Source organism: Pseudomonas kilonensis (assembly GCF_001269885.1).
Lineage (GTDB): Bacteria > Pseudomonadota > Gammaproteobacteria > Pseudomonadales > Pseudomonadaceae > Aquipseudomonas > Aquipseudomonas kilonensis.
The window spans coordinates 86,586-103,912 of sequence record NZ_LHVH01000016.1; the positions used below are offsets into that span (position 1 = coordinate 86,586).

The 17,327-nt window shown below is 62.0% G+C and carries 16 protein-coding genes; 13 read left to right on the forward strand and 3 right to left on the reverse strand.

Translation table 11 applies throughout. The features are described from left to right. Positions 1–25: 25 nt before the first annotated feature. Complete coding sequence (gene rapA / locus AD662_RS06375; RefSeq protein ID WP_018610940.1) at positions 26–2,872, reverse strand: RNA polymerase-associated protein RapA; 2,847 nt, start codon at positions 2,870–2,872, stop codon at positions 26–28. A gap of 229 nt (positions 2,873–3,101) precedes the next feature. Here rapA and AD662_RS06380 point away from each other — a divergent pair, with 229 nt between their 5' ends. The 3 genes from AD662_RS06380 to ccoM all read left to right on the forward strand — a co-directional run bounded on the left by AD662_RS06380 (position 3,102) and on the right by ccoM (position 3,960). Next, on the forward strand, positions 3,102–3,443 hold the full coding sequence (locus tag AD662_RS06380; RefSeq protein WP_018610938.1) for a hypothetical protein: 342 nt from the start codon (positions 3,102–3,104) through the stop codon (positions 3,441–3,443). Between the two features lie 94 nt (positions 3,444–3,537). Continuing rightward, positions 3,538–3,699 carry a hypothetical protein gene (locus AD662_RS29495; protein ID WP_003198631.1) on the forward strand — a complete coding sequence of 54 codons (162 nt, stop codon included), beginning with the start codon at positions 3,538–3,540 and terminating at the stop codon, positions 3,697–3,699. A gap of 144 nt (positions 3,700–3,843) precedes the next feature. Next, positions 3,844–3,960, forward strand: coding sequence for a cytochrome c oxidase subunit CcoM (ccoM, locus tag AD662_RS29920; protein ID WP_018610934.1), 117 nt, complete (start codon positions 3,844–3,846; stop codon positions 3,958–3,960). Positions 3,961–4,213: 253 nt separating this feature from the next. Here ccoM and AD662_RS06390 read toward each other — a convergent pair whose 3' ends face one another. Together AD662_RS06390 and AD662_RS06395 are read right to left on the reverse strand one after the other, a co-directional pair. Next, positions 4,214–5,689: an inorganic phosphate transporter gene (locus tag AD662_RS06390; RefSeq protein WP_018610931.1), complete on the reverse strand. Its 1,476-nt coding sequence runs from the start codon at positions 5,687–5,689 to the stop codon at positions 4,214–4,216. A 365-nt stretch (positions 5,690–6,054) separates the two neighbouring features. Next, positions 6,055–6,255 (reverse strand): hypothetical protein, encoded by a 201-nt coding sequence (locus AD662_RS06395; protein WP_003184509.1) that lies wholly within the window; start codon positions 6,253–6,255, stop codon positions 6,055–6,057. 580 nt (positions 6,256–6,835) lie between these two features. Here AD662_RS06395 and pcaR point away from each other — a divergent pair. From pcaR to pcaD, 10 genes are all read left to right on the forward strand, one after another. Then, positions 6,836–7,678: a pca regulon transcriptional regulator PcaR gene (pcaR, locus tag AD662_RS06400; RefSeq protein ID WP_003184507.1), complete on the forward strand. Its 843-nt coding sequence runs from the start codon at positions 6,836–6,838 to the stop codon at positions 7,676–7,678. A gap of 140 nt (positions 7,679–7,818) precedes the next feature. Then, positions 7,819–9,165, forward strand: coding sequence for a 4-hydroxybenzoate transporter PcaK (gene pcaK / locus AD662_RS06405; RefSeq protein ID WP_018610926.1), 1,347 nt, complete (start codon positions 7,819–7,821; stop codon positions 9,163–9,165). 292 nt (positions 9,166–9,457) lie between these two features. Continuing rightward, entirely contained in the window at positions 9,458–10,318 is an 861-nt protein-coding gene (locus AD662_RS06410) for a CoA transferase subunit A (protein ID WP_003198638.1), read from the forward strand. After that, positions 10,315–11,094, forward strand: coding sequence for a CoA-transferase subunit beta (locus AD662_RS06415; RefSeq protein WP_014336962.1), 780 nt, complete (start codon positions 10,315–10,317; stop codon positions 11,092–11,094). The genes AD662_RS06410 and AD662_RS06415 overlap by 4 nt, the downstream gene beginning before the upstream one ends. Further along, a complete protein-coding gene (pcaF, locus tag AD662_RS06420; RefSeq protein ID WP_174553540.1) occupies positions 11,091–12,296 on the forward strand; it encodes a 3-oxoadipyl-CoA thiolase in 1,206 nt (401 codons plus the stop codon). The genes AD662_RS06415 and pcaF overlap by 4 nt, the downstream gene beginning before the upstream one ends. Before the next feature lie 37 nt (positions 12,297–12,333). Further along, complete coding sequence (gene pcaH, locus AD662_RS06425) at positions 12,334–13,038, forward strand: protocatechuate 3,4-dioxygenase subunit beta (protein ID WP_018610922.1); 705 nt, start codon at positions 12,334–12,336, stop codon at positions 13,036–13,038. A gap of 1 nt (position 13,039) precedes the next feature. Continuing rightward, positions 13,040–13,606: a protocatechuate 3,4-dioxygenase subunit alpha gene (pcaG, locus tag AD662_RS06430; protein ID WP_018610921.1), complete on the forward strand. Its 567-nt coding sequence runs from the start codon at positions 13,040–13,042 to the stop codon at positions 13,604–13,606. A 197-nt stretch (positions 13,607–13,803) separates the two neighbouring features. Next, complete coding sequence (locus AD662_RS06435; RefSeq protein WP_053186104.1) at positions 13,804–15,099, forward strand: MFS family transporter; 1,296 nt, start codon at positions 13,804–13,806, stop codon at positions 15,097–15,099. Positions 15,100–15,143: 44 nt separating this feature from the next. Beyond that, complete coding sequence (locus tag AD662_RS06440) at positions 15,144–16,508, forward strand: 3-carboxy-cis,cis-muconate cycloisomerase (RefSeq protein ID WP_053178379.1); 1,365 nt, start codon at positions 15,144–15,146, stop codon at positions 16,506–16,508. Between the two features lie 12 nt (positions 16,509–16,520). Continuing rightward, positions 16,521–17,321: a 3-oxoadipate enol-lactonase gene (gene pcaD / locus AD662_RS06445; RefSeq protein WP_053186107.1), complete on the forward strand. Its 801-nt coding sequence runs from the start codon at positions 16,521–16,523 to the stop codon at positions 17,319–17,321. Positions 17,322–17,327 lie beyond the last annotated feature (6 nt).

The window sequence follows — 17,327 nt, forward strand, 5'->3', positions numbered from 1 at the left end:
CCCATATCGGGACCCCCCGCCAAACTCAGCCCGCCACCAACACCCGAATCGCCTCCAAACGCAACGCCGCCTTCTCAAGCATCGCCAGCCCTTGCTCGCGCTGTTGGCGCAGGGCTACCAGTTCGCTGTCGCGCACGGTCGGGTTGACCGCTTGCAGGGCGGTCAGGCGTGCCAGTTCCTCGTCGGTATCGGCGGCCAGGCGACGCTGGGCCTCGGCCACGCGTTCGGCGTGACGCGGGGCGATCTTTTCTTCGCCGGCATTGATCCGGGGCGTTAGCTGGTCGCGCTGGGCCTGGATGAACTTGTTGGCGCTGGCACGGGGCACGCTTTCGAGCTGGTCGTTCAAGGTTTCGAACGAGACCCGGGCGGCCAGGTCGTTGCCGTTGGCGTCCAGCAGGCAGCGCAGGGCGGCCGGCGGCAGGTAGCGGCCCAGTTGCAGCGAGCGCGGAGCCACTACTTCACTGACGTAGAGCAATTCCAGCAACACGGTGCCGGGCTTGAGGGCTTTGTTCTTGATCAGCGCCACGGCGGTGTTGCCCATGGACCCGGACAGCACCAGGTCCATGCCGCCTTGCACCATCGGGTGCTCCCAGGTGATGAACTGCATGTCTTCGCGTGACAGTGCCTGGTTGCGGTCGTAGGTGATGGTCACGCCTTCGTCGTCGCCCAGCGGGAAGCTGGCGTCGAGCATTTTTTCGCTCGGCTTGAGGATCAGCGCGTTTTCCGAATGGTCCTCGCTGTCGATACCAAAGGCGTCGAACAAGGTTTCCATGTAGATCGGCAGGGCGAACTGGTCGTCCTGCTCGAGAATGGCTTCCACCAGCGCATCGCCTTCACCGGCGCCGCCGGAGTTGAGCTCCAGCAAACGGTCGCGACCGGTGTGCAGCTCGGCCTCCAGGCGCTCGCGTTCGGTGCGGGCTTCGTCGATCAGCGCTTGCCACTGGCCATCGTCGGCTTCTTCCAGCAATGGCAGCAGGCGTGGGCCGAACTGGTGTTGCAAGGCGTTGCCGGTCGGGCAAGTGTTGAGGAAGGCATTCAGCGCTTCGTGGTACCACTGGAACAGCCGCGCTTGCGGGCTGGTTTCCAGGTACGGCGCGTGCAGTTCGATGGTGTGTTTCTGGCCGATCCGGTCCAGACGACCGATGCGTTGTTCCAGCAAGTCCGGGTGCGCCGGCAGATCGAACAGCACCAGGTGATGGGCGAATTGGAAGTTGCGGCCCTCACTGCCGATTTCCGAGCAGATCAGCACCTGGGCACCGAACTCTTCGTCGGCGAAATAGGCCGCCGCGCGGTCGCGCTCCAGGATATTCATGCCTTCGTGGAACACCGTGGCCGGGATGCCGGAACGCACGCGCAGGGCGTCTTCCAGGTCCATGGCAGTTTCGGCGTGGGCACAGATCACCAGTACTTTGGTGCGCTTGAGCATCTTCAGGGTGTCGATCAGCCACTCGACCCGCGGGTCGAAACGCCACCAGCGCTCTTCTTCGCTGGCGTCCGGCTGGGCCTGGAAGCTGACTTCCGGGTACAGCTCGGGGTGATCGCCCAGGGGCAGCTCGAGGTATTCGTCCGGGCACGGCAGCGGGTAGGCATGCAGCTTGCGCTCGGGGAAGCCCTGCACAGCGGCGCGGGTGTTGCGAAACAGCACGCGGCCGGTGCCGTGGCGGTCCAGCAACTCACGTACCAGGCGGGCACTGGCTTCGACATCGCCATCATTGACGGCGGTCAGCAAGGCTTCGCCTTCGTTGCCCAAAAAGCCGTGGATGGTCTTGTGGGCCTCAGGCGAGAGACGGCCCTTGTCCAGCAGCTCCTGCACGGCTTCGGCCACCGGGCGATAGTTTTCGCTCTCGGCGCGGAAGGCCTTGAGGTCGTGGAAGCGATTTGGGTCCAGCAGGCGCAGGCGGGCGAAGTGGCTGTCCTGGCCCAGTTGTTCCGGGGTTGCGGTCAGCAGCAGCACGCCGGGGATCGTCTCGGCGAGTTGTTCGACCAGGGCGTATTGCGGGCTGGCCTGGTCTTCGTGCCATACCAGGTGATGGGCCTCGTCGACCACCATCAGGTCCCAGCCGGCGGCGAACAGCGCGTCCTGGGCCTTCTCGTCGTCCACCAGCCACTCCAGCGCCACCAGGGCCAGTTGCGTGTCTTCGAACGGGTTGCTGGCATCGCTTTCGATGAAGCGTTCTTCGTCGAACAACGCGACCTGCAGGTTGAAGCGTCGGCGCATTTCCACCAGCCACTGGTGCTGGAGGTTTTCCGGTACCAGGATCAGGACGCGGTTGGCGCGGCCGGACAGCAACTGACGGTGGATGATCAAGCCGGCTTCGATGGTCTTGCCCAGGCCCACTTCGTCCGCCAGCAACACCCGCGGCGCAATGCGGTCGGCCACTTCTCGGGCAATGTGCAATTGGTGGGCAATCGGCTGGGCACGGACGCCGCCCAGGCCCCAAAGCGAAGACTGCAACTGGCGGCTGGTGTGTTCCAGGGTGTGGTAGCGCAGGGAGAACCACGCCAGTGGGTCGATCTGGCCGGCGAACAGACGGTCGCTCGCCAGGCGGAACTGGATAAAGTTCGACAGCTGGGTTTCGGGCAGGGTGACGACTTCGTTCTGCCCGTTGAGGCCGTGGTAGACCAGCAGCCCATCGACGTCATCGACTTCGCGCACGGTCATTTTCCAGCCTTCGAAGTGAGTGATCACATCGCCCGGCGAAAACCGTACACGGGTGAGCGGCGCATTCCGTAGCGCGTACTGGCGAGTGTCGCCAGTGGCCGGATAGAGCACGGTCAACAAGCGGCCGTCCTGTGCCAGAACGGTGCCTAAACCCAGCTCGGCTTCGCTGTCACTGATCCAGCGTTGCCCCGGTTGATACTGCTGCGCCATGCTGCCTGACTCCCGCCTTGAAAAAGCCGGTTATCTTAACGGAAGGATCCTTCAGACCAAAGGATTTACGTATGCTGATTCATTACCGGTGGTACGGAACTTAAGCTTGCCCTGCGATCAAACAAGCTTGGCCCTGGGGATCGCTGCAATGCCAACTGGGTCACAAGTTTCGGACCGGCGGTTCAAGCTGCCACTTTCCCAGCCGACAACCTGAAGACAGGAGACCTTTATGTTGCCACCCATGCTCCCTTTGAGCGCCGTACCCGTCACCGCTCAACAGGATCCGGTTCGCCAGCGACCGGACATACCGCCCGTGGTCCCGGTGCAGCAAAGCTCCAACGAAAGCACCATCGACCTGAAAAACCGCGACCCGGAAGAGGCCGCGTTGCTGTTGCGCGAGGAGCAGCGTCGCCGGCAGGAGCGTGACAAGCGCCACCGCGAGGCCGATGAAGACCCTGAAGAACACCTGGCCGTACCGGGCAACGAACTCAACGCCGACAACACCGTGCCGGTGGTGCCGCTGATAGACGACGAGTCGCGCCAGGGCTTGTGGGTCGATATCCAGATCTGATTCAGGTGTTTGCCGACGTACGCAGGCTGGTCAACGCCGCCGACAGCCCGCATCATGGGTGCATCCGCAATTCACTGCATGATGCCCACACGCCATGAGCCAAGACGACAAGCTGATCGACCTCAGTGCCGAACGCGCCAAGCGCGTTCACGACCTCAACGAAAAACGCCTCAATGAAGTCCGTCAGGCTTTCGAGCAGGCCATGCCGTTGGGCAAGCCCAAGAAAAAGTCGAAAAACAAACCGAAAAAGCGCTGAACCCCCTCGATCCATTGATGCAGATCAGTTATTTCCCCACCTTTTCGCCCCGTTGCGGGCGTTATTGACCCCGGTCAATTTTCATCCAGGCCTGATTGGTTAACTTGAACCCATCGCAACAGGGGCAAGACCAGGAGGCCAGTCATGTTTTTCGATAATGTGGTGTTTGCCGGAGTGCTGACGGTTGGCCTCATGGTCGTATTTTTCGCAGGCTTTGGATTATTCATCTGGAAAGACGCACACAAGCGCAAAGAACCCTAGGTCTTTCCGGTTACAACGAGCACGCAAGGCATTTTGGGCGACTTCGGTCGCCCTTTTTTTTGGCAAATTTCCCCTGTTTGACACAAAACAACTGTGGGAGCGGGCTTGCTCGCGAAAGCGGTATGTCAGCCACTGAATAGCTGACTGAACCGACGCTTTCGCGAGCAAGCCCGCTCCCACAAGTTGTTCAGCGTTGGGCATAAAAAAAGGTGCGAACCGCAAGGATCGCACCTTCTTTTTTGAGCTGCTGGAATCAGCTGCCCAGGGCCTTGGACGCCAGCCAGAACAGCCCGGCCGACAGCGCCACCGTCGCCGGCAGGGTCAGCACCCAGGCCAGCAGGATGGTGCGCACGGTGCCGCCTTGCAGGCCGCTCTTGTTGGCGACCATGGTGCCGGCCACGCCCGAGGAGAGTACGTGGGTGGTGGAAACCGGCAGGCTGAAGATGTTCGCCATGCCGATCATGCACGCGGTGGTGATCTGCGCCGACATGCCCTGGGCGTAGGTCATGCCTTGCTTGCCGATCTTCTCGCCGATGGTCAGGACCACACGCTTCCAGCCGACCATGGTGCCCAGGCCCAGCGCCAGGGCGACTGCCAGGATCACCCAGAACGGGGCGTATTCGGTGGTGGCGGTCAGGTCCTTGCGCAGCTTGTTCAGGTCGTCTTTTTCACGGGCGGCCAGGCCTGGCAGCTTGCCGACCTTCTTCGCCGTATCGTCCAGGCAGAGCAGGTAGCGACGAACCTCGATGCGTCGTTCCGACGGCAGCGAATGGTAGTCCGCCACGCCTTTGAGCGTGTCGAGCAGGGCATTGATGGTCGGCTCTGTCTGCTGCGGGTTGCAGCGGAACTTCTCTGGCAGATCGCCTTTCACGCTTTTGCCCAGTGCCAGGTATTCACCCAGGGACTCGCTGTTGCGTTGGTAGAACTGGCTCAGGTGCAGGGTCGCGTCACGGGTCCGCTCGATCTGGTAGGTGGTGCTGCCCAAGTCGAGTACGAACTGCGCCGGCACGATACCGATCAGCACCAGCATGATCAGGCCGATACCTTTTTGACCATCGTTGGAACCGTGGACAAAGCTGACGGCCATGGCCGAGATCACCAGCACCAGGCGGTTCCAGAACGGCGGGTGCTTCTTGTCGTCGATCTGGCGGCGCTGTTCTGGCGTCTTGTGCATCTTCGACAGCGGACGCCACCATTTCAGGCTGATCAGCACCAGGGCGGCGATCAGGAAACCGGCCATGGGCGAGAACACCAGGGAGGCGCCGATATCGATCGCCTTCTGCCAGTTCACCCCGTCGGCCAACGGAATATCGTTGATCAGCGCGTTGGCCAGGCCCACGCCGAGGATCGAGCCGATCAACGTGTGGGAACTGGACGCCGGGATACCGAAGTACCAGGTGCCCAGGTTCCAGGTAATGGCCGCTGCGAGCAGCGAAAACACCATGGCCAGCCCGTGTCCGGTGTTCACATTGATCAGCAGTTCCACGGGCAGCAGGTGAACGATGGCGTACGCCACCCCCACGCCACCCAGCAGCACGCCGAGGAAATTGAACACACCGGAAAAGAACACCGCCAGATGAGGCGGCATGGCTTTGGTGTAGATAACAGTGGCAACCGCGTTAGCGGTGTCATGAAAGCCGTTGATGAACTCGAAGGCGAGGACAAAAGCCAGGGCGAGCAAGAGGCTCACAAGCACCCAAGCATCCAGTCCGCTGAATAAATCGATCATGAAGGTTTTCTGACCCGGTCGTAAGGGGGCGCGATTATGCCAGAAAACCTCGGTAATCGATGCATTGCCTGCTCATCGGTAACATTCTTCAACGAAATAATTTGTAGGAAAGCCGCCGGAGCGAGGTTTTCCGCGGGGTGCGTAACCCTTTGATTAGGTGGCGCAAAGCGCACCCGAACAGGATCGCCGCCCACTGACAGGCGCCTCACGCGGTTGTATGAAATATCTGAAAAGGAGGTCGGCCATGACCCTTCCCTGCCGTCGGACGGGAGCGGATGGCGGCCCGCTCATGGCGGGCGTGCACTACGGTTTCCGGTCTGGGTGGTGGCCGGAGACCTCTTCACAAGAACATCAGGCCCAGAGCGTCATTGCTCTTCGGCTTTGAGTTCTTTTTCCATTTTCTGGAGTTCCTGGGTGAAGGCCTGGTCCTGAACGGTGGCGCGCTTGCGCCAGGGTTTGCGTTCCGGTTCAGGTTGCGCGGCGTAGGTGGTGACTTCCCCGCCGTAAACTTCCTTGTAACGTTGTTCCTGGCGCTCAAGTTCCGCGCGCAGTTCGTCTTTCGTCACAGTTTTACCTAATTAATTGAAATTGAATCTGGTGATACGCACTGCATGCAGAACATGCAGACGGCCACGGCACCAGAGCTGACAGCTGACGTAGCATCAGGGCTTCGTGTTGTTGCCAATACAGGGGAAGCGACCCTAGAGGTGCTTCGGGCGCCACGGTATTAACCAAAGGTGCCGGCGTACGGAAACGGTCGATTGGCCGTACCGTCGCTGAGTTGCATTATAGCGGTCCAGCTGAATAACACTATCGGGAAAAATTCAAAGGGCCTGTTGTTTGTGTGAATGGATGTTTGTATGTGAAAACTTGTGTCAATCAGGTTTCAGAAGATGCTTGCTAGTGCCGGTATCCTGATGCCCTTGAAGGCGACAAGTTCAATATCGGCCACCCCTTCCGTCAAATCGCTTGTCACTCTCGCCCAACTTGTTATCGAGCGTTCGACGACTGGCGAATCCATGATACCTGGCAGGATTGCGATTATCGGTTGCTGGTTCGATAATCGAACACTGTTGACGGTCCGACCCTTGTCTGTCCGTCGGGCCGCCGCTTGTAATAGCCGTCATTCCCGGGGAAGGACCAGACATGAACGACCAATTGCGCAATGCTTTCACTTCAGTCGCGCCACCGATCGTCGCCTCGCCGGCCAAACGGATCCAGGCCCTGACCGGCGATCCTGATTTCATGACCTCCCTGGCCCGCGGATTGGCTGTGGTCCAGGCCTTCCAGGAGCGCAAGCGGCACCTGACCATCGCCCAGATCAGCCATCGCACGGAAATCCCTCGCGCGGCCGTCAGACGTTGCCTGCATACCTTGATCAAGCTTGGTTACGCCACCACGGACGGACGCACCTATTCGCTGCTGCCCAAAGTGCTGACCCTGGGGCACGCCTATCTGTCCTCGACGCCTTTGGCTGTCTCTGCCCAGCCGTACCTGGACCGCATGAGCGAGCAATTGCACGAAGCCTGCAACATGGCCACGCTCGAAGGCGACGACATCCTCTATATCGCCCGGTCAGCCACCACCCAGCGCCTGATTTCGGTCGATCTGTCGGTCGGCGGGCGCTTGCCAGCCTACTGCACCTCAATGGGCAGGATTCTCCTGGCGGCCCTGGATGATGCTTCGCTGCGCGACTACCTCGACCACGCCGACCTGCAAGCCAAGACCAGCCGCACCTTGCACACCCCCGAGGCATTGCTCGAATGCCTGCAACAGGTGCGGCAGCAAGGCTGGTGCATCGTCGACCAGGAACTGGAACAGGGCCTGCGTTCGATTGCCGTGCCGGTGTACGACGCTTCCGGCCAGGTGGTCGCGGCGCTGAATGTCAGTACCCATGCCGGGCGGGTCAGCCGCAATGAGCTGGAACAGCGTTTCCTGCCAGGCCTGCTGGGGGCCAGCCGCGACTTGAGCGCGCAGCTGTTCACTTAAGCTGTTCGATAAACGCACACAGTCGGCGGCGATGAATTGACGGTATTTGCCTGCCCTCATTAATGTCGCGCAGCGTCATCCGGCGTGTTTCGTCGGTCCCTGATCGTTCGCCTGCGTTTATCGCGTGGAATAAAAATAAAATGAACCAGCCCCAGACCTCCGTAGGCAACTGCCTCGATGTGCAGTCCTTCATCAATGCCCAACCCATTTCGCGCTACCAATGGCGGGTGGTGATTCTTTGTTTCCTGATTGTTTTCCTCGACGGCCTCGATACGGCGGCCATGGGCTTCATCGCCCCGGCGCTGTCCCAGGACTGGGGCATCGATCGCGCCAGCCTTGGCCCGGTGATGAGCGCCGCGCTGATCGGCATGGTGTTTGGCGCATTGGGTTCAGGGCCGCTGGCTGATCGCTTCGGACGAAAAGTCGTACTGGTGGGCGCGGTCCTGCTGTTCGGCGCCTTCAGCCTGGCGTCGGCCTACAGCACCAACGTCGATCAATTGCTGGTACTGCGTTTCCTGACCGGTCTGGGATTGGGCGCCGGGATGCCGAACGCCACCACCTTGCTCTCGGAATACACCCCGGAACGCAAGAAATCCCTGTTGGTGACCAGCATGTTCTGCGGCTTCAACCTGGGCATGGCCGGCGGCGGGTTCATCTCCGCCAAGCTGATACCGGCGTTCGGTTGGCACAGCCTGCTGCTGATTGGCGGGATCCTGCCGTTGATCCTGGCGGTCGTGTTGCTGTTCTGGCTGCCGGAGTCGGCGCGTTATCTGGTGGTGCACAATCGCGGTACCGACAAGGTGCGCAAGACCCTGGCACCGATCGAACCGAACACGGTGGCCCAAGCGGCGAGTTTCAGTGTGCCGGAACAGAAAACCGTGAAAGCCCGCAATGTGCTGGCGGTGATCTTCTCCGGCACCTACAGCGCTGGCACCTTGCTGCTGTGGCTGACCTATTTCATGGGCCTGGTGATCGTCTACCTGTTGACCAGTTGGCTGCCGACCCTGATGCGCGACAGCGGCGCGAGCATGGAGCAGGCCGCGTTTATCGGTGCGCTGTTCCAATTCGGCGGCGTGTTGAGCGCCGTCGGGGTGGGTTGGGCGATGGACCGGTTCAATCCGCACAAGGTCATCGGCATTTTCTATCTGATGGCCGGGGTGTTTGCCTACGCGGTGGGGCAGAGCCTGGGCAACATCACCTTGCTCGCCACCCTGGTGCTGGTGGCCGGCATGTGCGTCAACGGCGCGCAATCGGCGATGCCTTCCCTGGCCGCGCGTTTCTACCCGACCCAAGGCCGCGCCACTGGTGTCTCGTGGATGCTGGGCATCGGTCGTTTCGGCGCGATCCTCGGCGCCTGGATGGGCGCGACCCTGCTGGGCCTGGGCTGGAACTTCGAACAGGTCCTGACCGCCCTGGTGATCCCGGCGGCCCTGGCGACCACGGCGGTGGTGATCAAGGGCATGGTCAGTCATGCGGATGCGACCTGAGCCATAAAGCTTAAGCCTGTGAAAGACCTGTGGGAGCGAGCCTGCTCGCGATTGCGGTGGGTCAGTCAACACTTATGCAAGTTGATACACCGCTATCGCGAGCAGGCTCGCTCCCACAAGAGGATGGCTTTGTGCAAATAGATAGCCAAACAACAATCTGTTCGATAAACGAACACTCAGTCGATTATCGGATTGTTTGGCTTTTCCCCCCGGCTTAATCTTCAGTCACTCCGGCGCTTAACCTCGCGCCTTTTTCTTCATGTCGGTCTACTGGAAAACGGGAGCCTGCCCCATGGCTGAAATCCTTTCGCTGCACGACGCGGTGAAGCAATTCGTCAACGACGGCGATACCGTCGCGCTCGAAGGCTTCACTCACCTGATTCCTACGGCGGCGGGTCATGAAATCATTCGCCAGGGCAAGAAAGATCTGACCCTGGTGCGTATGACGCCTGACCTGATCTATGACCAGTTGATCGGCGCCGGTTGTGCTCGCAAGTTGATTTTCTCCTGGGGCGGCAACCCTGGCGTCGGGTCGTTGCACCGCTTGCGCGATGCCGTGGAGAAACAATGGCCACACCCGCTGGAGATCGAGGAACACAGCCACGCCGACCTGGCCAACGCCTACGTCGCCGGCGCCTCCGGCCTGCCGTTCGCGGTGCTGCGAGCCTACGCCGGTTCGGATCTGCCGAAGGTCAACCCGCTGATCAAGAGCGTGACCTGTCCCTTCACCGGTGAAGTATTGGCCGCCGTGCCTTCGGTGCGCCCGGACATCACGGTGATCCACGCCCAGAAAGCCGACCGCAAGGGCAACGTGCTGCTGTGGGGCATTCTCGGTGTGCAGAAAGAAGCCGCCCTGGCCGCCAAGCGTTGCATCGTCACTGTGGAAGAAATCGTCGACGACCTGAACGCACCGATGAATGCTTGCGTACTGCCGACCTGGGCATTGAGCGCCGTGTGCCTCGTACCGGGCGGCGCCCATCCGTCCTACGCCCACGGCTACACCGAGCGTGACAACCGTTTCTACCAGGCGTGGGATCCGATCGCCCGGGACCGTGAGACCTTTACCGCCTGGATCAACGAATACATCCATGGCACTAAAGACTTCAGTGAATTCCAGGCCAGACTGGCAGCCGCTTCGCAGGTGAAACCATGACTTACTCCACCAACGAAATGATGACCGTCGCCGCGGCGCGTCGCTTGAAGAACAATGCCGTGTGCTTCGTTGGCATCGGCCTGCCGTCGAAAGCGGCCAACCTGGCGCGGCTGACCTCGTCGCCGGACGTCGTGTTGATCTACGAATCCGGCCCGATCGGTGCCAAGCCCAGCGTACTGCCACTGTCCATCGGTGACGGTGAGCTGGCAGAAACCGCCGATACCGTCGTCCCGACCGGTGAGATTTTTCGCTATTGGCTGCAGGGCGGGCGTATCGACGTCGGTTTCCTCGGCGCGGCCCAGGTCGACCGTTTCGGCAACATCAACACCACGGTGGTGGGCGACTACCATCAGCCGAAAGTCCGCTTGCCGGGTGCCGGCGGCGCGCCGGAAATCGCCGGCTCTGCCAAGAGCGTGTTGATCATCCTCAAGCAGTCGGCTCGCTCGTTTGTCGACAAGCTGGATTTCATCACTTCGGTCGGCCATGGTGAAGGCGGCGATTCACGCAAACGCCTGGGCCTGCCAGGCGCCGGTCCCGTCGGTATCATCACCGACTTGTGCATCATGGAACCGGAAGCCGACACCCATGAGTTCGTGGTCACCGCGCTGCACCCCGGCGTGACCCGCGAGCAAGTCATTGCGGCCACCGGGTGGGCGATCCGTTTCGCCGACCAGGTGCAAACCACCGCCGAACCGACCGAAGTGGAGCTGCGCGCACTGCGCGACCTGGAAGCTCGTACCGCGGCGGCCCACGGCCAGGCACCGGGAGAAGCCTGATGCGCGACGTTTATATCTGTGATGCGATTCGAACCCCTATCGGTCGGTTTGGCGGCGGTTTGTCCGCCGTGCGTGCCGATGACTTGGCGGCCGTGCCGATCAAGGCGCTGATGGAGCGCAACCCATCGGTGGACTGGAGCGCGGTGGACGAAGTGTTTCTCGGCTGCGCCAACCAGGCCGGCGAAGACAACCGCAACGTGGCGCGCATGGCGCTGTTGCTGGCGGGCCTGCCGGAGAGCATTCCTGGCGTGACCCTCAACCGCCTTTGCGCCTCGGGCATGGACGCCATCGGCACGGCGTTCCGCGCCATCGCCAGTGGTGAAATGGAACTGGCCATCGCCGGTGGGGTGGAGTCGATGTCCCGTGCGCCGTTCGTAATGGGCAAGGCCGACGCGGCGTTTTCCCGCAACATGAAGCTGGAAGACACCACCATCGGCTGGCGTTTCATCAACCCATTGATGAAAGCCCAGTACGGTGTGGATGCGATGCCGCAGACCGCCGATAACGTGGCTGATGACTACGCCGTATCCCGCGTCGACCAGGACGCCTTCGCCTTGCGCAGCCAACAGCGCACGGCGGCGGCCCAGGCGGCGGGTTTTTTTGCCGAAGAAATCGTTCCGGTGCGCATCACCCATAAAAAAGGCGAAACCGTGGTCGAGCAGGATGAGCATCCTCGCGCCGATACCACGCTGGAAACCTTGAGCAAACTCAAACCGGTCAACGGCCCCGACAAGACCGTCACTGCCGGCAACGCCTCGGGTGTCAACGACGGCGCGGCTGCACTGATCCTGGCGTCGGCCGAAGCGGTGAAGAAACACGGCCTGACGCCGCGCGGCAAAGTGCTGGGCATGGCCAGTGCCGGCGTGGCGCCCCGAGTGATGGGCGTCGGTCCGGTGCCGGCGGTGCGCAAGCTCATTGAGCGCCTGGGCCTGGCGGTCGCGGATTTCGATGTGATCGAACTCAATGAAGCGTTTGCCAGCCAGGGCCTGGCGGTGTTGCGCGACCTCGGTCTGGCGGACGATGCGCCCCAGGTCAACCCGAACGGCGGCGCCATCGCCCTCGGCCATCCCCTGGGCATGAGCGGGGCGCGCTTGGTACTGACGGCGCTGCACCATCTGGAAAAGACCGGCGGCAAAAAAGGCCTGGCGACCATGTGCGTCGGCGTCGGCCAAGGGCTGGCGCTGGCGATCGAACGCGTCTGACGCGTCGTTCTACTAATAAGAAACCGAGGAATGCTTCATGACTGACAAGCCTGGTTATCGTCGCCCCCAAGCGGGCACCCAGCCGGAGTATCTGCACCCGCCGTACCAGTCCACCAACCTGCGCTCGCCGTCCAAGCCGTTGGTGTTCCTGCCGCATTCGCTGTCGGAAATTACCGGCCCGACTGTCGGTGCCGACCGCGTGCAAGAGAAGGACCACGACCTGACCGCCCAGCATGCCGGCGAGCCGCTGGGGGAGCGGATCATCATCCACGGGCGCGTGCTGGATGAGAATGGCCGGCCGGTGCCGGGCATTCTGGTGGAGATCTGGCAGGCCAACGCCGCCGGTCGCTACAACCACGACCGCGACAACCATGACGCGCCGCTGGACCCGAATTTCACCGGCACCGGTCGTACCGTCACCGACGCCGACGGCTGGTATCAGTTCCAGACCATCAAGCCTGGCGCCTATCCGTGGGGCAACCACCACAACGCCTGGCGCCCGGCGCACATCCATTTCTCACTGTTCGGGCCGAGCATTCTGACGCGCCTGGTGACGCAGATGTATTTCCCTGGCGACCCGTTGCTGGCCTACGACCCGATCTACAACTGCGTGCCGGACACCCGTGCCAAGGAACGCCTGATCGCCCGTTTCGACCTGGAAAAAACCGTCCCTCACTACGCCCTCGGTTACCGCTGGGACATCGTCTTGCGCGGCCGCGATGCCACGCCGATGGAGAAATAAGATGACGCTCACCGCCACCACGTCCCACACCGTTGGCCCGTACTACCACATCGGCCTGACCTGGCTGAACCGCGAAGACCTGACCGTCACACAAACCCTCGGCCAGCGCGTGGCGATCACCGGGCAGGTGGTCGACGGCAATGGCCAGTTCGTCAACGACGCGATGCTGGAAGTCTGGCAGGCCAACGCCGCCGGCAAATACGCCCACCCGGAAGACGACCAGGACAAACCCCTGGACCCGCACTTCGAAGGCTTCGGCCGGGTGCCGGTGGATGCCGAAGGGCGCTTCCGCTTCACCACCATCAAGCCGGGCACTGTGCCAGGGTTGAACGGTACGACCCAGGCACCGCACCTGGTGGTGCTGGTGTTCGCTCGCGGGCTGGTCAAGCATTTGCTGACGCGCATCTACTTCGACGGCGAACAGGCCAACGAAACCGACCCGCTGCTGGCCTGCGTACCTGAGGAGCGTCGCGCCACGATCGTGAGCAAGCCCGATGCGTCGGGCGTGTATCAGTGGAACGTGATCCTGCAGGGCACGGATGCCGAGACGGTGTTCTTCGATTACTGAGTGAGCCAATCGTGGAGCCATCGCGGGCAAGCCTTGCTCCCACAGGGGTACACGACATGTGGTTGAGCAATGGCAACAACCCCTGTGGGAGCAAGGCTTGCCCGCGATAGCGTCAGTCCAGGCAATGCAATACTGTGGAACGGGATTGTTACTAAGTGTGTCTAGAACTTCGTCAGTCCCCAACGAGTGAGTAACCCATGGCCATCCCAATCAGCCATTACACCGGTGAAGAACGCAGCAAGCGCATCTTCGCCATCGTCGGCGCCTCATCCGGCAACCTGGTCGAATGGTTCGACTTTTACGTCTATGCGTTCTGTGCGATTTATTTCGCGCCGGCGTTCTTCCCTTCGGACAACCCTACGGTGCAACTGGTCAACACGGCCGGTGTGTTCGCCGCCGGGTTCCTGATGCGGCCCATCGGCGGCTGGATTTTTGGCCGGGTGGCGGACCGTCACGGGCGCAAGAACTCGATGATGATCTCGGTGCTGATGATGTGCTTTGGCTCGTTGCTCATCGCCTGCCTGCCCACCTACAAGGACATCGGCGTCTGGGCGCCGCTGTTGCTGTTGTTCGCGCGCTTGCTGCAGGGCCTGTCGGTAGGTGGCGAATACGGCACCACCGCCACCTACATGAGCGAAGTCGCCCTCAAGGGCCAACGCGGCTTTTTCGCCTCGTTCCAGTACGTGACGCTGATCGGCGGGCAACTGCTGGCGGTGTCGCTGGTGGTGATCCTGCAACAGTTTCTCAGCGAAGACGAACTGCGCGCCTATGGCTGGCGGATTCCATTCGTGGTGGGCGCCGTGGCTGCATTGATTTCCCTGTTCCTGCGGCGCTCCCTGAAGGAAACCAGCAGCAAGGAAATGCGCGAGAACAAGGACGCCGGCAGCATTATGGCGTTGTTTCGCAATCACAAGGCCGCGTTCATCACCGTGCTGGGCTACACCGCCGGCGGCTCGCTGATTTTCTACACCTTCACCACCTACATGCAGAAATACCTGGTGAACACCGCCGGCCTGCACGCCAAGACCGCCAGCTACATCATGACCGGCGCGCTGTTCCTGTATATGTGCATGCAGCCGTTGTTCGGCATGTTGGCGGACAAGATCGGCCGGCGTAATTCCATGCTCTGGTTCGGAGCCCTGGGAGCGTTGTGCACGGTGCCGATCCTGCTGACCCTCAAAAGCATCAGCAGCCCGTTCCTGGCGTTTGTCCTGATTACGTTGGCGCTGGCGATTGTCAGTTTCTACACCTCCATCAGTGGCCTGGTGAAAGCGGAAATGTTTCCACCTGAAGTGCGGGCACTGGGAGTAGGGTTGGCTTACGCGGTGGCCAATGCGATTTTTGGCGGTTCGGCGGAGTACGTTGCCTTGAGCCTGAAGGCCCAGGGCATGGAGAACGCCTTTTACTGGTATGTCACGGTGATGATGGTGGTGGCGTTCCTGTTCAGCCTGCGCCTGCCCAAGCAGCCGGCGTATTTGCACCACGACCTTTGACCCAACCGCGCCGGCCGTGAGGCCGGCGCACCCAAGGACTGTTTATGAGCGAACGACCGGGCAATCAGCTGTTCGATGCCTACTTCACCGCCCGCGACATGCGCGAGGTGTTCTGCGATGCGGGGCGGGTCCAGGCCATGCTGGATGTCGAGGCCGCGCTGGCCCGGGCCGAGGCGCGGGTAGGGTTGATCCCTCAGGATGCGGTGGCGCCGATCGAGAACGCCTGCCGTGCCCAGCTGTACGATTTTTCCGCGTTGAGCGAAGCGATTGCCAGTGCCGGCAATTCGGCGATCCCGTTGGTCAAGGCATTAGGCAAGCGCATCGCCACTGAGAACGCCGAGGCCGAGCGCTATGTGCACCTGGGCGCGACCAGCCAGGATGTGATGGACAGCGGGCTGGTGCTGCAACTGCGCCAGGCGTTGGGCTTGATCGAGGCAGAGCTGGCGCAACTGGCCGTCACCCTGGCCCGACAAGCTGAACGCTACGCTGCCACGCCGTTGGCCGGGCGCACCTGGCTGCAACACGCCACGCCGGTGACTCTGGGCATGAAAATCGCCGGTTGGCTGGGGGCGATCACTCGCAGTCGCCAACGTTTGAAAGAACTCAAGCCACGCTTGCTGGTACTGCAATTCGGCGGTGCCTCGGGAACGCTCGCCGCGTTGGGCGAACAGGCGCTACCCATCGCCGAAGCCCTGGCCGCCGAGTTGCAACTGAACCTGCCGGAACAACCGTGGCACACCCAGCGCGATCGTTTGGTGGAGTTCGGCGCAGTGCTGGGTTTGATCGCTGGCAGCCTGGGCAAGCTGGGCCGCGACGTCAGCCTGTTGATGCAGACCGAGGCCGGTGAAGCGTTCGAGCCGTCGGCGCCGGGCAAGGGCGGTTCGTCCACCATGCCGCACAAGCGCAACCCGGTGGGCGCGGCGGTGCTGATCGGCGCGGCGACGCGAGTGCCTGGCTTATTGTCGACGCTGTTCAGCGCCATGCCCCAGGAACACGAGCGCAGCCTGGGCCTGTGGCACGCCGAATGGGAAACCCTGCCGGAGATCTGCTGCCTGGTGTCCGGTGCCTTGCAACAGGCGCGGCTGCTGGCCGAAGGGCTGGAAGTGGACGCGGCGCGCATGGCCCGCAACCTGGAACTGACCCAGGGGTTGGTGCTGGCCGAAGCGGTGAGCATCGTCCTGGCCCAGCGCGTGGGGCGCGACACGGCGCATCATTTGCTGGAGCAATGCTGCAAGCGTGCCGTGGCCGAGCAACGGCATTTGCGTGATGTGCTGGGGGATGAACCTCAGGTCACTGCGCAGCTATCCGCGACCGAGCTTGATCATCTGCTCGACCCGGCGCACTACCTCGGACAAGCCCAGACCTGGGTCGCCCGGGCGGTGGCCGAACACCTTGCCTTGAACGCCTGAAAGGAGATTGTTGTGGGATTCGTCAAACTCGCCGAGGGCGATCTGAACTATCGTTTTGATGGGCCGCAAGACGCCCCTGTGTTGGTGCTCTCCAATTCCCTGGGCACCGATCTGCACATGTGGGACGAGCAGGTCGCGGCCTTCAGCGAACACTTTCGTGTGCTGCGCTTCGACACGCGCGGCCATGGCCAGTCGCTGGTCACCGAAGGACCGTACAGCATCGAACAACTGGGCCGCGATGTGCTGGCGATGCTTGATGCCTTGAACCTCGACAAAGTGCATTTCTGTGGCTTGTCCATGGGCGGTTTGATCGGCCAGTGGCTGGGGATCAACGCCGGCGAGCGCCTGCACAAACTGGTGGTGTGCAACACCGCCGCCAAGATCGGCGATCCGTCGGTGTGGAACCCGCGCATCGAAACCGTGCTGCGTGACGGCAAGGCGGCGATGGTGGCGTTGCGCGATGCCTCGATTGCCCGTTGGTTTACTCCTGACTTTGCCGAGGCCCAGCCTGCGACGGCAAAAAAAATCACCGACATGCTCGCCGCCACTTCGCCTCAGGGCTATGCCGCCAACTGTGCGGCGGTGCGTGATGCCGATTTCCGCGAGCAGTTGTCGTCGATTCGCGTACCGCTGCTGGTGATCGCCGGCACTGAAGATGCGGTGACGCCGCCGTCGGGTGGGCACTTTATCCAGGAGCGGGTCCGTGGGGCCGAGTACGCCGAGTTCTACGCCGCGCACCTGTCCAACGTCCAGGCCGGCGCCGCGTTCAGCGCGCGGGTCCTGGATTTCCTGCTTGATTCTGGCCGTGCCTGAGGAGTT